We start from the raw sequence: 20,661 nt of genomic DNA on the forward strand, positions 1-20,661 counted from the left end.
AGCGGATTATGAATTCGGAGTCAATCCGAAAGTCTAAATAAAAACAGGTTAGGAAAACATTAATTAAATGAAATTTAATAAATAAAAAATAAAAACGGAAGCAATGATAATTACAATCAATTCATTTTCTTAATGTTCGTTATTTTTTCATGCCATTCGAATTCATAATCCGCTACGAACAATTCATTCCGTAGGCTCCATCATTCCGTAATCTGAAGCCGGTTCAATTTTATCAATCTACATTAACAAAACAATTTATGCACCCTCGTTTACCGCATAAACTCGCCGCATGGGTCCTGGCAGCCTCCGTCTTCGGAGCCGGGGCCACCCAGTCTCAAGCCGCCGGAGAAAGCATCAGCATCAACTTCGGCTCCAACGCAGGAACCATCCAGGATTCTTCAACCGCCGGACTTTCCCCCGTTGCAGGTTCCAACTGGAACCAGTTCGGCGACGCTTCCCAGTCAACCGGACAGGCGCTGAAAGACAACAACGGAGCCGCTACGGGAGCCGACGTCACTTGGTCCAGCAAAAACATCTGGCAGACCGACGCCACCCCCACCACCGGGGACGGCCAGCTTCTTAAAGGCTATCTGGACGACGGCAACGGAATCAATATCACGGTCAGCGGCCTCGATTTTCTTACCTACGGGGTCTACATTTACTGCAACACCGACAACGGCACGGACTTCTCCGCCAAGACCGTCAACGGCATCTCCTACACATGGAACGGTTCTTCCACAGTAACCGGCTCCTCGGCGTGGGGCGCCACCGGCACTACTGACCAGCTGATCGAAGGAACAAACGCCCTCTACGTTGACGGACAGACTGCGTCCAGTCTCACGATCGGCAGCACGGGCAACAGTTCCGGCGTCGGAACCCGCGGATGCATTTCCGGCATCCAAATCGTCAATACCTATGACGGTACAAGAATTTCCGCCACGCTTGACGGGGGAACTTCCGCCTGGACGGACTCCACGCTTGGAACGGCTTCCTGGACGGACGCCACGGCCTCGGACGGCGCTTATGCCTCCATTGACGTCACCAGCGGCCCCGCCACCCTCACCATCGCCGGCGGGGAAACCCGCAGTACGGACGCACTTGTCGTTTCCGGCGGCAACTTGACCATCTCCGGCGGCAGCCTGAATCTGACCGGCCCGGGCATTCTCCGCGTGGCGGAGGGAACAACGCTTACCCTGTCCACCGCCCTGATGGGGAACGCCGCCCTGGACGGAGCAGGCACTGTTATCATGAACGGGACCAATTCCCTGACAAGCCTGTCGGGAGGCGGCAACCTGACGCTGGGCGACAATGCCTCCCTTTCCATCACGGGAGACGCGGTCTCCCGCTATACGGGGTCCCTGACTCTGGGAGAAAACGCCGCGATCACGGCATCCAACCCCAACTGGACCTTCGAAGGCGCCCTGACCATGGCCGCCGCCAACTACAATGCCAATGACTCCTGGGCCCACAACGCCACTTCCCTTACCCTTACCGGCGCCGGGGACGTGGAATACACGTTTGAAGGCGGTACGCTCATTCCCATCACGCATGCAGACAGCACGCTGACGGTCCGCAAGGTGACGGACGGCACGGGCACCATCGGCGCCGACCACGCCTCAGACATCGCCCACCTGATCATTGACGCCGGAACGGTCAAACTTACCGCCGGGGATACTTCCTACAATTTCACTTCCATCAGCATCGGCCAAAATGCGACGTTAAGCCTCAGCAGCCTGGCCACCACTCTGGGAGGAACGCCGGACATCATGATGAAGGGGGGCTCCACCCTGGAACTGCTCAACAGCCGTTCCTACGGAGCCGATACTCCGGTCAACGCCAACATCACCGTTGACGCCGCGGGCTCCGGCATCACGATTGCCGGCTCCCTTTACGGAGACGGCACCAACATTACGGGCACCATTACAGGGGAAGGCGAAATCCTGTTCACCGATAGTACGGGGGGCGCCAACGCCTACACAGTCTCCTCCGCCATTTCCGACAAGGACGACTCTCACAAATTGAGCGTGCGGGTCAACAAAAGCGGCAACCTCGTTCTGGCAGGCAACAACACCTACAGCGGCGGCACCACCATCACGGGCGGTACGGTCCGGACCAACTCCGCCACGGCGCTGGGCCAGGGCTCCGTCATCATCAGCGGCGGCGCGCTGAACGCCAACAGTCAGGCCCTGGAGAACGCCATCACCCTGCAGCGGGGCGCCGTTCAGAACTTCGGGAATGCGGCCGCTCCCGGGGATATCACCGTCAGCCTGACGGGGAACGCAACCATCACCGACTCCACGGTTGTCCTGAACAACGCCGCCAACACGCCGATGATCTCCACCGGCCAGGTCCTGACCATGACAGGAGCTACGGCAGCCACGCTGAACAACGCTTCCCTGAACCTCACCAGCTTCAATACGGCGCTGGTCGACCTGCAGGGCACGTCATCCCTCACCCTGACCGGAGGCCTGACGCTCAACCTGGGCAGTGACTTGGTTTTCGATTCCCTCTCCCAGACCATTGACCTCTTCACGCTAGGAACGGGAACCTCCTTCACGGAACCCGCCGACTGGGACTCCCTGCTGACCCTCACCCAGGACGGGCACCGGCTTGTCTGGGACGGCGTCACCTTCAACGACGGAAGCCTGACCTTCACCGGACTTGCCGTGCCGGAACCCGGCACAGCCACGCTGGGCCTTCTGGGACTGGCATCCCTGCTGATGCGCCGCAAACGCCACGCCTGACCTTTGCCTTGTTCTATCCAAGAGGCATTTCCCGCAGCCGGGGAATGCCTCTTTTTGCAGGTTTTCCCCGCATCAAAAAACGCATCCCCTATCCTCCCGCACCCTCCGCAACCCCACGCCATGCACCCAAGAAATAAACGCGTCCGGCAGGGAGCATAAACATGCCATGCCCCGCAGCCGGACGGAAAAAAGGCGGAAAATTAAAACTCCACCAGCAATTTTTCAAGATACTGGAAGAAGATACTTCCATCCTCTCCGCTGATGCCGCGGTCGCCTTCCGCATCAATGTCCGTATTGGTAAAGCGCGCTATCACGTGTACCCAGCTGTAAATGATGCCCCATTCTCCGAAATGTTTACGATCAAATACGACACGGTGCTCGTAATTCTGCTCAAAATAGATGGTTCCTCCGTCATCGGGATCGGAAATCGGACCGCAATACTTGACGATGATGTAATAGATACCCTTGTAATACCACTCCTCCTTCGTCTTGGGCTTCTTGGAAAGGGTGGTGCTCATCTTGAACTTCACGGGGGTGATGTCATACGCCGTACCATCCTCGCTATGGCGCCTGATGCCCGTTTGAGGAAGAGGGACCTTATTCACGATGGAAACCCCCGTGTAATCAAGGTACTTGCCATACCATGAAGTTTTCGGCGGAGCCAGCTCCGCATTCAGCAGGCATGTCCCGGACAGGGTCAGCATTAGTGCACATGCAGTTTTATTCATTGTTCTCTTTTTAATTTTTGCTGTTTCAACAATTCCTGTTTCAGGTATTCCTTCATCTCCTGGACGGATTTTTCAGGAAGGGTTTTGGCATCGTCCCGGTATTGCCTCCAGTCGATGCGCAGTCTCGCCATGAGCATGACCTCCTGGAGCGAGAAGGGAATGGTCCCCGGTGCATTCGGCATAAATTCCCTGGACCGGTTGCACGGATAATAAATCTGGCTCTGGTGCCATGAGCGCTTCATCGTCTCGTCAAATGACTTCCGCACCTGTTCGTCGCTGATCCTGGCCTCCCACTGCAGGCCGTCCACGGTATATTTGTCCTGTTCCTCCTGCCGGGAGGCCTCCCGCCACAGGGCAAGAAGGTACCGGTTCTGCAGGCTGCATCCTTCCGGAGTCAGGTATTTGCGGTCATACTGCAACTCATACAGCGGCTTGAACAGGGCCTTGTGCTTCTCTCCCGGAATGGATGAATTCACTTTTCCCGGAGTGGGAATGATGCCGGCAAATTCCCCGGGCACATAATAGGGCAGCTCTTCCGGCTGGCGCGTTTCCCACGGAACTTTCTCACTCACGAACACCCCGTTCAAAATGGTATTGAACGATCCGTTCCTGCGGACATGGAACAGGTACAGGCCGCCTCTCCTGCACATGAAACGTTCGTAAACGCCGGAACCGGCAAAACGGGAAACGCGGGCGCGCGCCTCCACCGGAAAGGAATGCCATTGCTCCATGGACTTGGCAAGCGCCAGCCCCTTTTTGGTCTTCCTCCCGATTTCAATATCTCCTATATTGTTGAATTGAAACTGGATGAAAGAAGTGGTCGGGTGCCGCCTGGCTTCAATCAGGTAATCCCGCCTGGACTCGTTCTTGAGATAGCCGTTGGGATTATAAAAATACAGGGCTATTTCATGAACCCCTTCCGGCACTTCCACAGCCACCCAGATATCCGGACCGTCGACAAAATGCGGATACACTTCCCCGTGGTCGTCCCATTCCGCCTCAGTCCGGACGGAATCGGTCGGATCAAAAAGGACGTTCCGGTTGCCGTCGTCCTTCACATTCTCCACCCACCACCGCAGCGCATCGTTCTTGTTGCGGTTCAGTCCCATGACTCCCTGAATCCAATAGGAGGATACGGCTCCCGTAGCTCCCGGAAATCCCGGAATCGACGTCAGCGTACGGAAGGGAACCGTCTTGGCCATGAACTCGGAATTGCTCATGGGTGCATTCGTCGCGCACAGCGTGGCGCGCGTCATTCCGTACTTGCCTCCCCAGTCGCCCTTGGTGGACCAGTCCTCTCCCTTGAAAACAATGCTTTTCCCCTTGTCGCCGCGGCGTCCCAGGTCTTCCAGGCTTTTCAGCACGCTTGCGGACTCTTCCATCCGCGCCTCCGCGGGAAAGCCGGGCTGCTTTTCCTGCTCCGGCTTCTCCAGATCGTAGGACAGGGCGCCTCCCTGCACCATGACCAGGCCGCCGCCATAGGTCCCCGCCAGCACGCTGCCGTCCCCCAGGACCAGCAAATCGGAAATATGGGTTCCTTCCAGTCCCTTCCGCAGTCTCTTCGTGACCTTCATTGTGTCGGCATCCAGAACATCCACCCCCTGTGTCCGGAAGCCAACGAAAATATCCTTCCCGTTTCCGGCAAGGGCAGACACAAAATCCTCCGACAGCAGGCGCGCATCTCCCTGGGGAGGGATGGCGGTCTTTCTTGCGGCGGCTCCATACAGGCTGTTGTTCTTGCGGGCGTAATCCCTGCCGCGCACAAAATTCCAGGAACTGATGCCGTTGCTGAAAGCCAGCCCGGAGCAGGTTCCCGTCAGTATCCGGTCCTTATCCATGCAAACCAGAACATTGCAGGCATTGGAAGGCAGCCCGTCGCCAAGCGGCTGATACGGCTGGCGGACAAACTGGTTCTTGTCCCAGAACCATGGAGCCTGCACCGCCTTCCATTGGGAATATCCGGACTTGCGGGAAGCGCAGGCCACACCGCCAAACCCGTACGCCAGCCACAGGTTCCCCCTGGAATCAAAACCGGCGGAAGCCGCCTGGTCCTCCGTCATTCCGGTGGAGCGGTCCAGCATTTGCCATGAATCGCCCGCGGGATCGTACAAGGCCACGCCTCCGGAAGTGGCCACGGCCACTTCCCCGGAGACCGGGGAGACGGCAATGGCATACACATGCTCTCCATTCAGGGCGTTGCTGCGGTCATACATTTTCCATTCCTGTCCGTTAAAGACGGCCACGCCGCAATCGTCCGTCCCCACCCAGATCCGGCCCTGCCGGTCTTCGGCAATGCAGGTGAAATTGGCTTTCCGCGGAAAGCTGGAAGAATAATTCACGTTCACCCATGACTTCTCATAAGCCCCGTTTTTAACATCCAGACGGTAGATGCTCTCGCGCTCCCCCACCGCCCAGATGGCTCCCTGGCTGTCCGCCAATATCCCCCGGATGAACTTGACCGGGCACTCGGGTAATTTTTCCGGTACATTGACAGGAACGGCCTGCACCCGCATTCCAAAAAAAGAAAAAACAACTGCTGCTATTCCGGTAAAACGAATGATGCTCAATAACATACATTAAATTTATTATGATTTCTAATGATATCAGGTATTTTTCATTAAGCCAAATAATATTCAACTTATATCCAAACAAAAACAGCAATTTAACCATATCCGAAAATATAATAAATTTACTGTCTGTCAGTTCCGATAAGCTATACGAAAAATCCTTCATGTCCAGATCGAAGTGCAGGCCCCCCATCAATACCGCCAGCAACACCGGGATCACCTCCTCCACTTCGCCACTATTTTTTGACTCATTCACATTATTTTAGAAAAAATACATAAATCCTTATTTTTCATTATTCATCCCACTACCCGGAAGCAATATTTTTAAAATATTCCATAATCTTGAGCATCAATAATTTAATAAACTTATCAAACAATCATTATTCCTCTTGCCGCATACTCAAAAACTGATATTCCAGCGGAAAAAGGCCTCCATTTCCTGCACAAAATAAATTCCGCCGAACCCTTCGGCGTACCGATTCCATGCAAAACCGCACGTTTTGCTCACTTTTCCCACACAGCCGGAACAGAAACCCCATCCCAGCTCACCCCGCTCCAGCTCATCCCGCCCTGAACCCTTCCCTTCCGGAAGACGGCCGCCGCAACAATTCCGGGAAGGGGTATCAACATAATTCGGGGCCCCCGCTCCCGCGGAGGCCCCTAGCGTTACCCAAACAACAGAAACCTGCTGAATGCTTCTTTCAGGAATGCATGGCCAGGGCGTGGCGGTATTCCACCGGGAAGACCTTGATGAACTTGCCGCGTTCCTCCGGCCAGTTGCTCAACAGGCCGCAGGCGCGGCGGCTTCCGGTAGCCATGTAATGCTCATAAATAAGCTGGAGCAGTTCCGCCTCGTCGGCGGAGTGCGGCATGACCGTTTCCAGGTCCACGCTGCCCAGGTTGCATTTCTGATCGAAGTTGTTGTCCGCATCGTACACGTAGGCCAGGCCGCCGGTCATCCCAGCGGCGAAGTTGACGCCCACCTTGCCGAGCACCGCCACGCGGCCCCCGGTCATGTACTCGCACCCGTGGTCGCCGATGCCCTCCACCACCATCGTGGCGCCGCTGTTGCGGATGGCGAAGCGTTCCCCGGCCTGCCCGTGCAGAAAAATTTTCCCGGACGTGGCGCCGTAGCCGATAACGTTCCCGGCAATGACATTGTCCGACGGAACATAGGAAATATTCTCCGGAGGCCGCACGACAATCTTGCCGCCGGAAAGCCCCTTGCCTACGAAGTCGTTCGCTTCCCCGACGAGTTCAAAGGTAATGCCCGGCGCCAGAAAGGCCCCGAAGCTCTGCCCCGCGCACCCGGTAAAATGTACCGTGAGCGTGTCTTCCGCCAGACCGCGCGGCCCGAACTTCATCACCAGCTCTCCGGAAAGCTCCGTGCCCACCGTCCGGTCCACGTTGCGGATCTCGCGGAAAAGCTCGCTCTTTTCCCCTTTCTCCAGCAGGGGCCGCAGGTCCGGGAGCAGGTGGCGGCGGTCGTAATTGTCCAGCGGCTCCCTTTCAAAGGAGGGGTCGAACCTGCGTCCGTCGCCCTCCGCCGCATGAAGGATGGAGGAAAAGTCCAGGTGCTGCGCCTTGTAGAAATCAATGGCTCGGTTCACGGAAAGCAGGTCCGTCCTGCCCACGGCCTCATCCAGGGAACGGAGCCCCAGGGAAGCCAGGATTTCCCGCGTTTCCTGCGCCACAAAGCGGAGATAATTGATGACGTATTCCGGCTTGCCGCTGAACTTGGCCCTCAGGGCCGGGTCCTGGGTGGCCACGCCCACCGGGCAGGTATTTTCATGGCACCTGCGGAGCATCGCGCAGCCGATGGAAATCAGGATGGCGGTGCCGAAGCCGAATTCCTCCGCTCCCAGCAGGGCCGCCATCACCACGTCGCGCCCGGTGCGCAACTGGCCGTCCACCTGGAGCCGCACGCGGGAACGCAGCTTGTTGAGCACAAGCGTCTGCTGCGTTTCCGCCAGTCCCAGTTCCCACGGCAGCCCGGCGTGCTTCACGCTGGTGAGCGGGGAGGCTCCCGTTCCGCCGTCATGCCCGCTGACCACGACCACGTCCGCATGGGCCTTCACCACCCCGGCGGCCACCGCGCCTATGCCCACCTCGGAAACGAGCTTGACGGAGACGCGGGCTTCCGGGTTGGAATTCCGGAGGTCGTAAATCAATTGGGCCAAATCCTCAATGGAATAAATATCATGGTGCGGCGGCGGGGAAATAAGGCTGACGTTCGGCATGGAATGGCGCAGCCGGGCGATGTACGGATCCACCTTGTGGGCCGGAAGCTGGCCGCCCTCCCCGGGCTTGGCTCCCTGGGCCATCTTGATCTGGAGTTCGGACGCGTGCCGCAGATAATTGATGGTGACGCCGAAGCGTCCGCTGGCTATCTGCTTGATCGCGCTGTAGCGCACCTCGCCCCTGGCATTGGGCTCGTACCGGGCCTCGTCCTCGCCCCCTTCCCCGGAATTGCTTTTGGCCCCGATCTTGTTCATCGCGATGGCGATGGTCTCATGGGCCTCCGGGCTCAGGGAGCCCAGGGACATGGCCCCGGAAACAAAACGGCGCAGGATGGAATCCACGCTCTCCACTTCCTCCACGGGAACGGCTTCCGCGGGAACGAACTCAAACAGGCCGCGCAGCGTACACAGGTGCTGCGCCTGATGGTTGCTGTAATCCGCGAATTCGCGGTACTTCCGTTCGTCGTTGTCGCGCACGGCGGCGCGGAAAGCCTGGAGCGTCTGCGGGTTCCAGAGGTGGTTCTCGCCGCCCTTCCGGTACTTGTACTGGCCCCCGGCGTCCAGCCTGCCTTCCTCCCCGGCGGCCTGCGCGGTCCGCTGGTTGCACTCCGCGGCTATCTCCTCCAGCCCGATGCCGCCCACGCGGCTCACGGTGCCGGGGAAAAACTCGTCAATGAGGTCACGGTTCAGCCCCACGGCCTCGAACAACTGGGAGGAACGGTAGCTGCGCAGGGTGGAAATGCCCATCTTGGACATGATCTTGAGCAGGCCCTTGTCAATGGCCCTGATATAATTGCCGGAAGCCTTCACCACATCCAGCGGGCAGTCCTGCGGCGCGGCCAGGGAAGTGACCGTCGCCAGGGCCAGGTACGGGTTGACCGCCGTAGCCCCGAAGCCCAGCAGCAGAGCAAAATGCATCGTTTCCCGCGCCTCCCCGGTCTCCACGATCAGGCCCGCGTCGGAACGCAGCCCTTCCGCCGCCAGGGCGCGGTGCACCACGGAACAGGCCAGCAGGCTGGGAATGGGAAGATAGCCGCGGCCAATGTTGCGGTCCGTCAGCGCCAGGATGCGCACGCCGGACCTGACCAGCCCCACGGCGGACTCAGCCAGGTTGTCCAGGGCGGCCCGCAGCTCCTTTCCGTCCCCACCTTCCGGAAACTGGATGGAAAGCCTGGCGGAAGGGAATCCGGCCTCCCGGATATTGCAGAGGCTGTTGAGCTCCTCATCCGTGATGACGGGGCGCTCCATCTTGATCAGCCGGGCGTGCTCCGGCGTTTCTTCCAGAATATTGGGATGGTTGCCGATGTACGTGGTCAGGCTCATGACCAGTTCCTCCCGGATGGGGTCGATGGGAGGGTTGGTCACCTGCGCGAACAACTGCTTGAAATAATTGAACAGAAGGGGGGCCTTCCCGGAAAGGACGGCCAGCGGGGCGTCGTTCCCCATGGAGCCGAGAGGCTCCGCCCCCTTCATCATCATGGGGCGTATGATCAGTTCCACGTCCTCCTGCGTGAATCCGAACCGGCGCTGGTGCGCCGTCAGGTCCGGCATTTCCGCGGAAGCGGAAATGGAATCAAACAGGGAACGGACGGAAATCTTGTTCTTTTCCACCCAGCGGCGGTAGGGCATGCGCCGGGCCATCTCGTTCTTGGTCTCCGCGTCGGACACCAGCCGGTGGTTCACCAGGTCGCAGTAAATCATCTCACCGGGGCGCAGACGCCCCCGTCGGGCCACTTTCTCCGCGGGAATGTCCGCCACGCCCGTTTCCGAGGCCAGAATGAAAATATCGTCCGTGGTCAGCGTGTACCGGGCGGGACGCAGACCGTTGCGGTCCAGCATGGCCCCCGCATTCACGCCGTCGGAAAAAACGACGGCGGTCGGGCCGTCCCACGGCTCCATCATCGCGGAATGGTATTCAAAAAAGCCGCGCACGTCCGGCCCCAGATGGTAGTTGGCGCCCCAGGCCTGCGGCATGAGCATCAGCATCACGTGGCGCAGGTCGCGCCCGGCGGCCACCAGCAGCTCCACCATGTTGTCCAGGCAGGCGGAATCACTCTGGCCGGGGGGAATGAGGGGCAGGAGCTTCCGGAGGTCCTCCCCCAGCAGGGAGGAGGATAAATGCGGCTCCCGCACCTTCAGGTGGTTCAGGTTCCCCCGCAGGGTGTTGATCTCACCGTTGTGGGCCAGGTAGCGGAAGGGATGGGCCAGGCTCCAGGTGGGGAAGGTATTCGTGCTGTAGCGCTGGTGGACGAGAGCCAGCGGAGACTTGAAATGCTCATCCGCCAGATCCTCGTAAAAACCGTCAATCTGCGTGCCGAGGAACAGCCCCTTGTACACGATGCTCCGGCTGGAGCAGCTGCACACGTAGCAGCCTTCCACTCGCCTCTCCATCTCCCGGCGCATCACGAACAGCTTGCGTTCAAACTCCGCCTGGTCCGCAAAACCGCTGCCGTCGATGAACAGCTGGCGGATCAGGGGGCAGGTGCGCTGGGCATTCTTCCCGATGCTGTCCCGGTTGACGGGCACCTGCCTCCAGCCAATCACCCTGCCGCCGTTTTCCGTCACGGCGGCTTCCAACTCCTCTTCATGGCCGCAGCCGCCGAACATCATCGCCACGCCGTACCTGCCGCGCGCGGGAAGCTGGTTCGGGAGGGCGAGACGGAAAAACTCATCCGGCAGGGCCAGCATGATGCCTGCGCCGTCGCCCGTTTCCGGATCGCTCCCCACCGCGCCGCGGTGCATCAGCCTCTTGAGAACGGTGACCCCCATCTCAATAATCCTGTGGCTGGGTTCGTTCTTCAGGTCCGCCACCAGGCCCACGCCGCAGGCGTCCCTCTCCTGTTCAAAGTCATACAATCCCTGCGGCGCAGGAATGCCTGTCTCGAATTGATCACTATTCATCAGTTTGCTGTTTTGTTTGGGTTAAGCTTCCTTCATTACAGCAAAAACCGTGCCAACTTTATCCTCTCTGATTCCATCATCCCCTCCTTCCGGCCATAAACGTCCTGTTTTACAGGCATTCCCGGCTTCCCCGCCTTTTCCGGGAAACGGCAAGGAGGGGAAACCTCATGAAAAGACACCATCCTTTTTTACAATTTTGTAAATATTGTTTCCCGGCTATTTTACATTTTTGTAAATGCCTCCTTATTTACCTTCCACGAGCCGCCTCCACGAACCGCTGGGAAAATCGTACCGGAACACATTGACGGTGGACGCCTTGCATAGACATCCAGTCCTGTCGGGAACAAGGATGAAAAAAGTTGGCACGCTTCTTGCTGTATAAAAGATGCAGCAGTTAACCATTATGAGTGACTCGACAAGAACACAAGCCATCAGCGCCATCGCCTCCGTGCCCGCCGGCACCCCGGGCGAGAGCGCGCCTGTCAACATTGATTATTACGGCGCCGACGTCTTCAGCACGGAAGTGATGAAAAAATATCTTCCTAAGGACACGGCAAAAACCCTCCTGTCCACTATCCAGGACGGCCTGCCGCTGGATGCGGACATTGCCGCGGACGTGGCGCACGCCATGAAGCAATGGGCCATCGAACGGGGAGCCACTCACTATACCCACTGGTTCCAGCCCATGACGGGCTCCACGGCGGAAAAGCACGACTCCTTCCTGGACCCCAAAGGCATGGAACCGGTCATGAGCTTCTCCGGCAAGAACCTGATCGTGAGCGAACCGGACGCCTCCAGCTTCCCCTCCGGCGGCCTGCGCTGCACGTTTGAGGCGCGCGGCTACACCGCGTGGGACCCCACCAGCCCCGCCTTCATCAAGAGGCACGGAAACGGCGCCACCCTGTGCATCCCCACCGCCTACTGTTCCTACACGGGAGACGCGCTGGACAAAAAGACTCCCCTGCTCCGGTCCCGTCAAGCGCTGGGCAACGCCACCAAAAGGCTCATGAAGTGCTTCAACCTGCCGGACGCCCATGTCACCATCACGCTGGGCCCGGAGCAGGAATACTTCCTCATTGACAAAAACTTCTACCTGAACCGGCCGGACCTCGTCCAGACGGGCCGCACCCTCTTCGGCGCGCCGCCCGCCAAGCACCAGCAATTGGAGGACCATTACTTCGGCTCCATCAAGCCCCGCATCCTCAACTTCATGAGCGACGTGGAAAAGGAACTCTGGAGGCTGGGCATTCCGGCCAAGACGCGCCACAACGAGGTGGCCCCGGCACAATTCGAGCTGGCCCCCCTCTTTGAAGACGTGAACCTGGCCGTGGACCACAACATGCTGGTGATGGAAATCCTGCGCCAGCAGGCTAACCGCCACGGACTGGTGTGCCTGCTTCATGAAAAGCCCTTCGCGGGCGTCAACGGCTCCGGCAAGCACAACAACTGGTCCATCTCCTACGGGGAAAAGAACCTGCTGGACCCCGGCAACGACCCGCAGCAGAACGCCATCTTCCTGACCGTGCTGACCGCCATCATTGAAGCCGTGGACAAACACAGCGACCTGCTCCGCAACTCCGTGGCCAGCGCGGGCAACGACCACCGCCTGGGCGCGAACGAGGCGCCGCCCGCCATCATCTCCATCTTCCTGGGCGACCAGCTCAACGAGGTGATCGAAAACATCATCAACGGCTCCTCCGGCTGCGGCAGGCGCGACGACACGCTCAAAATCGGCGTGGACACGCTGCCCATCCTGCCGCGAGACGCCACGGACCGCAACCGCACCAGCCCGTTCGCCTTCACCGGCAACAAATTCGAATTCCGCGCCCCCGGCTCGGCCCAGTCCTGCGCCGGACCGATGATGACGCTGAACACCATCGTGGCGGAAGCCTTCGACTCCCTGGCGGAGGAACTCTCCTCCTTCGCGCCGGAAACCTTCCTGTCCCAGCTCCAGGAAACGCTCAAGCGGAGAATCTCCGAACACAAGAGAATCATCTTCAACGGAGACAACTATTCCGAGGAATGGGTGAAGGAGGCGCAACGCCGCGGCCTGCCCAACCTGAAGAACACGATGACGGCGCTCCACACCCTGGTGAATGAAAAAAACCTGGACCTGTTCGAGAAATACGGCGTGTTCTCCCGGCGGGAACTGGAATCCCGGTTTGAAATTTTCCTGGAAGAATACCACAGGCGCATCCGCATTGAAGGGCGCCTTTCCTGGGAAATGGCGGCCACCATCATCCTCCCCGCCCTGCGCAATGAATACAAGCAAACCGTTTCCGCGCTCTCCAGGGCGCTGGACGCCAAGCAGACCATCGGTACCGCCTCCCTCCGGAAACTGGCGGACAAGCTCGGCGACGCCCTGGACTCCATCGTGACCGACCTGGACACCCTGGAAACGGCGCTCACAAGCTGCCATGAGGACATCCTGGAAGCGATGTCCCGATTGAGAACCAGCGTCGATGCCGCAGAAACCCTGGTGAACGACCGGTCCTGGCCTCTCCCCAAGTACCGGGAAATGCTGTTCATCTATTAGGGTGCAACGACGGAGCTCCGGAGTCATGCCGCCCCTTTGCGGGACAAGCCTCAGCCCGCAGGGGGAACGGCACGGCTCCGGAGCCTTGGCGCACCCGGATGCGCCCCGCGCCTCTTCCGCCGGCCCCTCCGGTGCTTTTCCCTCAAAAATCCGCGTCATTTGCCGTAAAAAAACTTTCCTCCGGGAGCCTGCGGGCACTTAATTCCCCCGGCGGAAATCCACGGTCCAGGACTGCAAGATTCTTCCATCGCCATTATGCCTAAAGACACCTCCATCAAAAAGATTCTCGTGATCGGGTCCGGCCCGATCGTCATCGGCCAGGGTTGTGAATTCGACTACTCCGGCACCCAGGCCTGCAAGGCCCTCCGGGAAGAAGGTTATGAAGTGGTGCTGGTCAACTCCAACCCCGCCACCATCATGACGGACCCGGAGACCGCCCCGCGCACCTACATTGAACCGATTACCCCGGAATTCGTGGAGAAAATCATCATCCGGGAAAAACCGGACGCCCTGCTCCCCACCCTGGGCGGCCAGACCGCCCTGAACTGCGCCATGGAACTGCACCGCAGCGGCGTGCTGGAACGGGAAAACGTGCGCATGATCGGCGCCAACGCGGACGCCATTGACCGCGGGGAGGACCGCAACCTGTTCAAGGAGGCCATGATCCGCATCGGCCTGGACGTGCCCCGCTCCGGCATCGCCCACACGATGGAGGAGGCCCGCCAGGTGGCGCGGGACATAGGAACCTTCCCCCTCATCATCCGGCCCGCCTTCACGCTGGGCGGCATGGGCGGCGGCGTGGCGTACAACAAGACGGAATTTGAAGAAATCTGCGCCCGCGGGCTGGACCTCTCCCCCGTCTCGGAAATCCTGATTGAAGAATCCCTCATCGGCTGGAAGGAATTTGAAATGGAAGTCATGCGGGACCGCGCGGACAACTGCGTGGTGATCTGCTCCATTGAAAACATAGACCCCATGGGCGTGCACACCGGGGATTCCATCACCGTGGCCCCCATCCAGACCCTGACGGACCGGGAATACCAGGTCATGCGGGACGCCTCCTTTGCCGTCATCCGGGAAATCGGCGTGGAAACGGGCGGCTCCAACATCCAGTTCGCCATCAATCCGGCCAACGGCCGCATGATCGTCATTGAAATGAACCCGCGCGTCTCCCGCTCCTCCGCGCTGGCCTCCAAGGCCACCGGGTTCCCCATCGCCAAGCTGGCCGCCAAACTGGCCGTGGGCTACACGCTGGACGAACTCAGCAACGACATCACGCGGGAAACGCCTGCCTGCTTTGAGCCCACCATCGACTACGTGGTGACCAAGGTCCCCCGCTTCACCTTTGAAAAATTCAAGCAGGCGGACGAACACCTGACCACGTCCATGAAATCCGTGGGCGAGGCCATGGCCATTGGCCGCACCTTCAAGGAATCCCTGCAAAAGGCCCTGCGCTCGCTGGAAACGGGCCGCTGGGGCTGGGGATTCGACGCCAAGGCGCCGCAAAACCCCTCCGCGGAGGAAATCACGCGGAAGCTGGCCGTCCCCACCGCGGAACGCATCTTCTGGCTCCAAACGGCGTTCAGCAGCGGCTTCTCCCTGGAAGAAGTGCACCAGCTTACCCAGATCGACCCCTGGTTCCTGGCCCAGATGCGGGACCTGGCGGAAGCCGGAGGCCGCCTGGCCTCCCTGGACCTGCGGGAAGCCAAGAAACTGGGCTTTTCAGACCGCCAGATCGCCCTGGCGCGCGGTACTACGGAAGAAGCCGTGCGGCAGGAACGCCGCGAACAGGGCATCATTCCCGGCTACCGCCTGGTGGATACCTGCGCCGCGGAATTCGAGGCCTACACCCCCTACTTCTACTCCACCTACGGGGACGAAAACGAAGCCCGCGACACGGGCCGGAAAAAAATCCTCATCCTGGGCGGCGGACCGAACCGCATCGGCCAGGGCATCGAATTCGACTACTGCTGCGTGCACGCCTCCATGGCCCTGCGGGAAATGGGGTATGAAACCATCATCGTCAACTCCAATCCGGAAACCGTCTCCACGGACTACGACTCCTCGGACAAGCTCTTCTTCGAACCCCTGACGCTGGAAGACGTGCTCCACATCTGCGGGCAGGAAAAGCCGGACGGCGTCATCGTCCAGTTCGGCGGCCAGACGCCGCTGAACCTGGCCAACGCCCTGGAAGCCCATGGCGTGCCCATCATCGGCACCAGCCCGAAGGCCATTGACCTGGCGGAAGACCGCGAACACTTCTCCGCCCTGCTCAGGGAACTGGGGCTGAAGCAGGCGGAAGCGGGAACGGCCACCAACGTGGAAGACGCCGCCGCCATCGCCGGACGCATCGGCTATCCGGTGCTGCTGCGCCCCTCCTTCGTGCTGGGCGGCCGCGGCATGATCATCGTGTATGAGGAAAAGGAACTGCGCCAGTACATGAACGAAGCCGTGGAAGCCTCCGAGGAACGCCCCGTGCTGATCGACCGCTTCCTAGAAAACGCCGTGGAAATAGACGTGGACGTCATCGCGGACCGGGAGCGCGCCGTCATCGGCGCCATCATGCAGCACGTGGAACCCGCGGGCATCCACTCCGGGGACTCCGCCAGCATGATCCCGGCCATGGGCATCTCCATGAAAATGCACAAGGAAATCACGCGCGCCTCCAAGGAACTGGCCCGGCGCCTGAACGTCTGCGGCCTGATGAACATCCAGTTCGCCGTGAAGGACGAACAGCTCTACGTCATTGAAGTGAATCCGCGGGCCTCTCGCACCGTGCCCTTCGTCTCCAAGGCCATCGGCAAGCCCCTCGCCAAGCTGGCCGCCCAGATCATGGCCGGCAAAACGCTGGCGGAACTGGGCTTCACCCAGGAAATCACTCCGGAATACCACTGCGTGAAGGAAGCCGTCTTCCCGTGGGGCCGCTTCCCGGGCATCGACGTGGTGCTGGGGCCGGAAATGAAATCTACCGGGGAAGTCATGGGCATTGACCCGGACCCGGACATCGCCTTCGCCAAATCACAGGTCAGCGCCTTCAACCCCCTGCCGACGGAAGGAAAGGTCTTCATCTCCGTAAACGACCGGGACAAGGAGCGGGTGCTCCACATGGCCCGCCAGTTGGCGGACATGGGCTTCACCCTGTGCGCCACCCGCGGCACGATGATCCACCTGCTCCAGCACGACATCGAATGCGAACGCGCCTACAAGGTGAACGAGGCGCGCCGCCCGAACATCGTGGACCACATCAAGAACGGAGACATCGACTTCATCATCAACACGCCCGGCTCCCATGACGCACGGGCGGACGACATCATCATCCGTTCCTCCGCCATCGCCGCCAAGACCTCCTACTGCACGAACCTGGCCTCCGCCCAGGCCTGCGTGAACGCCATCGAGGCGCTGAAAAACAGGAAACTCCAGGTGTGCACCATCCAGGAATACCACGCCCAGACCCTTTAATCCCACACCACACACAGCATACCTATCATCATGAGAGCCATTCTCGCACTGGAAGACGGGAGCGTCTTCATCGGTTCGCACTTCGGAGCCACGGGCACGGAAGTGGGGGAAGCCTGCTTCAACACCTCCATGACCGGCTACCAGGAAGTCCTGACCGACCCGTCCTACAGCGGGCAGATCGTCACCATGACCTATCCGCTCATCGGCAACTACGGCATCAACCCGGAAGACAACGAATCCGCCGGGGCGCAGGTCAGCGGCTTTGTGGTGGCGGAACTGGCGAAGCTCCATTCCAACTGGCGCGCCACGGAAGCGCTGGGCCCGTGGCTGGAAAGGCAGGGGGTCATCGGCATTGAAGGGGTGGACACCCGCAAAATAGCCAAGCACCTGCGCTCCTCCGGAGCCATGCGCTCCTGCCTCACCACGGAACTGACCCCGGAGGAAGCCGTGGAAGCCGCCAGAAAGGCCCCTTCCATGGAAGGCTGCAACATCGTGGACAAAATCGGTTCCCACCCCATGACGCCGGAGGAAGTGGACGCGCTGGTGACCGATACGGAACTGCCCCCCGTGGAATACGACATCGTGGCCTTCGACTTCGGCATCAAGTACAACATCCTGCGCCAATTGAGGGAAAACGGCTTCCGAGTAACCGTAGTTCCCGCCCACACGACGGCGGAGGAAGTGCTGGCCATGAAACCGGACGGCGTCTTTCTCTCCAACGGTCCGGGGGACCCCGCCACGCTGACGGACATCCACCGGGAAGTGGCCGCCCTGATCGGGAAAGTCCCCATGTTCGGCATCTGCCTGGGACACCAGATCATCTCCCACGCGCTGGGGGCGAAAACCTTCAAGCTCAAATTCGGCCACCGCGGCGCCAACCACCCGGTCAAGGACCTTAAAACGGGCAAAATCAGCATCACCTCCCAGAACCACGGATTCGCCGTGGACCCGGCCACCGTGCCGGACGACGTGGAAATCACCCTGCTGAACCTCAACGACAACACGGTGGAAGGCATCGCCCACAAGACGCTGCCCGTCTTCAGCGTGCAGTACCATCCGGAAGCCGCCCCCGGCCCCCGCGACCCCCAGTACCTGTTCCGGGACTTCAAGCAAATGATCGCCTCCCGCAAGCGGTAGGCGGGGCACAAAAAACAGACGCTCTTCATGCCTGCGCATTTTTCCTCGTCACTTCCGGAAAAATGCGTTATCTCTTACCCGCGGCTCTGCCTGGACGGAGCCGGTTTTCCGGTCCACAAAAGTTCCGGCGGACGAACCCTGAACAGACATTCCATCCATGAGTAAAATTGCATTGATCTCCGGCATCACGGGGCAGGACGGCTCCTTTCTGGCTGAATTCCTGATTGAAAAGGGCTATGAGGTGCACGGCATCCTGCGCCGCTCCTCTTCCTTCAACACGGGCCGCATTGAACACCTGTACCTGGACGAATGGGTAAGGGACATGAAAAAAAGCCGTCTGGTCAACCTGCACTACGGAGACATGACGGACTCAAGCTCCCTGATCCGCATCATCCAGACCGTCCAGCCGGACGAAATCTACAACCTGGCCGCGCAAAGCCACGTGAAAGTCAGCTTTGACGTGCCGGAATACACGGCGGAAACGGACGCCGTAGGCACCCTGCGGATGCTGGAGGCGGTGCGCATCCTGGGCATGGAAAAGAAATGCCGGATCTACCAGGCGTCCACCTCCGAACTCTTCGGGCTGGTGCAGGAAGTACCGCAGAAGGAAACCACCCCGTTCTATCCGCGCTCCCCATACGGCGTCGCCAAGCAATACGGCTTCTGGATCACGAAAAACTACCGGGAATCCTACGGCATGTTCGCCGTCAACGGCATCCTGTTCAACCATGAAAGCGAACGCCGCGGGGAAAACTTCGTCACGCGGAAAATCACTCTGGCGGCCGCCCGCATTGCCCAGGGGATGCAGGACAAGCTCTACTTGGGCAACCTGAACGCCCTGCGCGACTGGGGCTACGCCAGGGACTACGTGGAATGCATGTGGCTGATTCTCCAGCATGACGTTCCGGAAGACTTCGTCATCGCCACGGGGGAAATGCACACCGTGCGGGAATTCTGCACGCTGGCCTTCCGGGAGGCGGGAATCGAACTGGAATGGGAGGGGGAAGGCGCGGAAGAACGCGGCCGGGACAAAAAAACGGGCAACATCCTGGTGGAAGTGGACCCCAAATATTTCCGGCCCGCGGAAGTGGAACAGCTTCTGGGCGATCCCACCAAGGCCAGAACCCTGCTCGGCTGGAACCCCACCTCCACGCCGTTTGAGGAACTGGTGCGCATCATGGTCCGCCATGATATGGAATACGTCAAACACGCCGATTTCCGCTGAGCATGGACAAAAACAGCAGGATATTCGTGGCCGGGCACCGCGGGCTGGTGGGGTCCGCCATCTGGAAAGCCCTGGAAAGCCGGGGCTACACGCATCTCATCGGCCGCACCCACCGGGAACTGGATCTGGAAGACCCGGCGGCCGTCCGGGAATTCTTTGACCGGGAAAAGCCGGAATACGTCTTTCTGGCGGCGGCGTTCGTAGGCGGCATCGTCGCCAACTCCCGCTACCGGGCGGACTTCATCTTCCGCAACCTGCAAATCCAGCAGAACGTCATCGGGGAAAGCTTCCGCCACGGCGTTTCCAAGCTCCTCTTCCTGGGAAGCACCTGCATTTATCCTCGGGAAGCTCCCCAGCCCATGAAGGAGGACGCCCTGCTCACCTCCCCGCTGGAATACACCAACGAACCGTACGCCATCGCGAAAATCGCCGGGCTGAAAATGTGCGAAAGCTTCAACCTCCAGTACGGCGCCAACTACATTGCCGTGATGCCCACCAACCTGTACGGCCCCAACGACAACTTTGACCTGGAAAAAAGCCACGTGCTGCCGGCCATGGTCCGCAAAATCCATCTGGCGAAATGCCTGGAGGAAGGGGCCTGGGACGCCGTGCGCCGGGACCTGGACATGCTCCCCGTGGAACAGGTGGACGGAAACGCCTCTGAAGAAGCCATTCTGGCCGTACTGGGAAAATACGGCGTCACGCCGGGAGCCGTGGAGCTGTGGGGGACGGGAACGCCCCTGCGCGAATTCCTGTGGAGCGAGGACATGGCGGACGCCTGCGTCTTCGTGATGGAAAACGTGGACTTCCCCCAACTGCGCGGGGAAGGTCCGGAAATCCGCAACTGCCACATCAACATAGGGACAGGGAAGGAAATCTCCATCCGCGGACTGGCGGAACTCATTGCCGGAACGGCGGGCTACCGGGGCAAAATCACTTTCAATACATCCAAACCGGACGGCACCATGCGCAAACTGACGGACGTTTCCAAACTCCATTCCCTGGGCTGGAAACACCGTGTGGAACTGGAACAGGGCATTGCCTCCATATACCGGTGGTACCTGGACCGCCGGGGTACCTGAGCCGCCGGCCGGGGGAACAGGCATTTCCGCCCCGCCGTATCC

The 20,661-nt window shown here is 59.9% G+C and carries 10 protein-coding genes; 6 read left to right on the forward strand and 4 right to left on the reverse strand.

Features of this window, described 5'->3' with window-relative positions; all coding sequences use genetic code 11:
* The first annotated feature begins 257 nt into the window (after window positions 1–257).
* On the forward strand, window positions 258–2,744 hold the full coding sequence (locus HMPREF3039_RS08685; protein ID WP_067572730.1) for a beta strand repeat-containing protein: 2,487 nt from the start codon (window positions 258–260) through the stop codon (window positions 2,742–2,744).
* 200 nt (window positions 2,745–2,944) lie between these two features.
* On the opposite strand, the gene HMPREF3039_RS08690 is transcribed toward HMPREF3039_RS08685, so the two are convergent.
* From HMPREF3039_RS08690 to gltB, 4 genes are all read right to left on the reverse strand, one after another.
* Window positions 2,945–3,472, reverse strand: coding sequence for a hypothetical protein (locus HMPREF3039_RS08690; protein ID WP_197483338.1), 528 nt, complete (start codon window positions 3,470–3,472; stop codon window positions 2,945–2,947).
* Window positions 3,469–5,910 carry a ligand-binding sensor domain-containing protein gene (locus HMPREF3039_RS08695; RefSeq protein ID WP_167506797.1) on the reverse strand — a complete coding sequence of 814 codons (2,442 nt, stop codon included), beginning with the start codon at window positions 5,908–5,910 and terminating at the stop codon, window positions 3,469–3,471. Before HMPREF3039_RS08695 ends, HMPREF3039_RS08690 begins: the two co-directional genes overlap by 4 nt.
* Window positions 5,843–6,295: a hypothetical protein gene (locus tag HMPREF3039_RS14170; protein ID WP_167506796.1), complete on the reverse strand. Its 453-nt coding sequence runs from the start codon at window positions 6,293–6,295 to the stop codon at window positions 5,843–5,845. The genes HMPREF3039_RS08695 and HMPREF3039_RS14170 overlap by 68 nt, the downstream gene beginning before the upstream one ends.
* A gap of 445 nt (window positions 6,296–6,740) precedes the next feature.
* Window positions 6,741–11,180 (reverse strand): glutamate synthase large subunit, encoded by a 4,440-nt coding sequence (gene gltB / locus HMPREF3039_RS08700; RefSeq protein ID WP_067572724.1) that lies wholly within the window; start codon window positions 11,178–11,180, stop codon window positions 6,741–6,743.
* A gap of 403 nt (window positions 11,181–11,583) precedes the next feature.
* Between gltB and HMPREF3039_RS08705 the strand changes: the two genes are divergently transcribed.
* From HMPREF3039_RS08705 to HMPREF3039_RS08725, 5 genes are all read left to right on the forward strand, one after another.
* Window positions 11,584–13,716 carry a glutamine synthetase III family protein gene (locus tag HMPREF3039_RS08705; RefSeq protein ID WP_082770232.1) on the forward strand — a complete coding sequence of 711 codons (2,133 nt, stop codon included), beginning with the start codon at window positions 11,584–11,586 and terminating at the stop codon, window positions 13,714–13,716.
* A 255-nt stretch (window positions 13,717–13,971) separates the two neighbouring features.
* On the forward strand, window positions 13,972–17,175 hold the full coding sequence (gene carB / locus HMPREF3039_RS08710) for a carbamoyl-phosphate synthase large subunit (RefSeq protein ID WP_067572722.1): 3,204 nt from the start codon (window positions 13,972–13,974) through the stop codon (window positions 17,173–17,175).
* Window positions 17,176–17,205: 30 nt separating this feature from the next.
* A complete protein-coding gene (carA, locus tag HMPREF3039_RS08715) occupies window positions 17,206–18,312 on the forward strand; it encodes a glutamine-hydrolyzing carbamoyl-phosphate synthase small subunit (protein ID WP_067572720.1) in 1,107 nt (368 codons plus the stop codon).
* A 157-nt stretch (window positions 18,313–18,469) separates the two neighbouring features.
* Window positions 18,470–19,537, forward strand: a complete 1,068-nt coding sequence (gene gmd / locus HMPREF3039_RS08720; RefSeq protein ID WP_067572718.1) for a GDP-mannose 4,6-dehydratase — start codon at window positions 18,470–18,472, stop codon at window positions 19,535–19,537.
* A gap of 2 nt (window positions 19,538–19,539) precedes the next feature.
* Window positions 19,540–20,619 carry a GDP-L-fucose synthase family protein gene (locus HMPREF3039_RS08725; RefSeq protein ID WP_067572716.1) on the forward strand — a complete coding sequence of 360 codons (1,080 nt, stop codon included), beginning with the start codon at window positions 19,540–19,542 and terminating at the stop codon, window positions 20,617–20,619.
* The last annotated feature ends 42 nt before the right edge of the window (window positions 20,620–20,661 follow it).

Origin of the sequence: Akkermansia sp. KLE1798 (assembly GCF_001580195.1) — a bacterium.
Lineage (GTDB): Bacteria > Verrucomicrobiota > Verrucomicrobiia > Verrucomicrobiales > Akkermansiaceae > Akkermansia > Akkermansia biwaensis.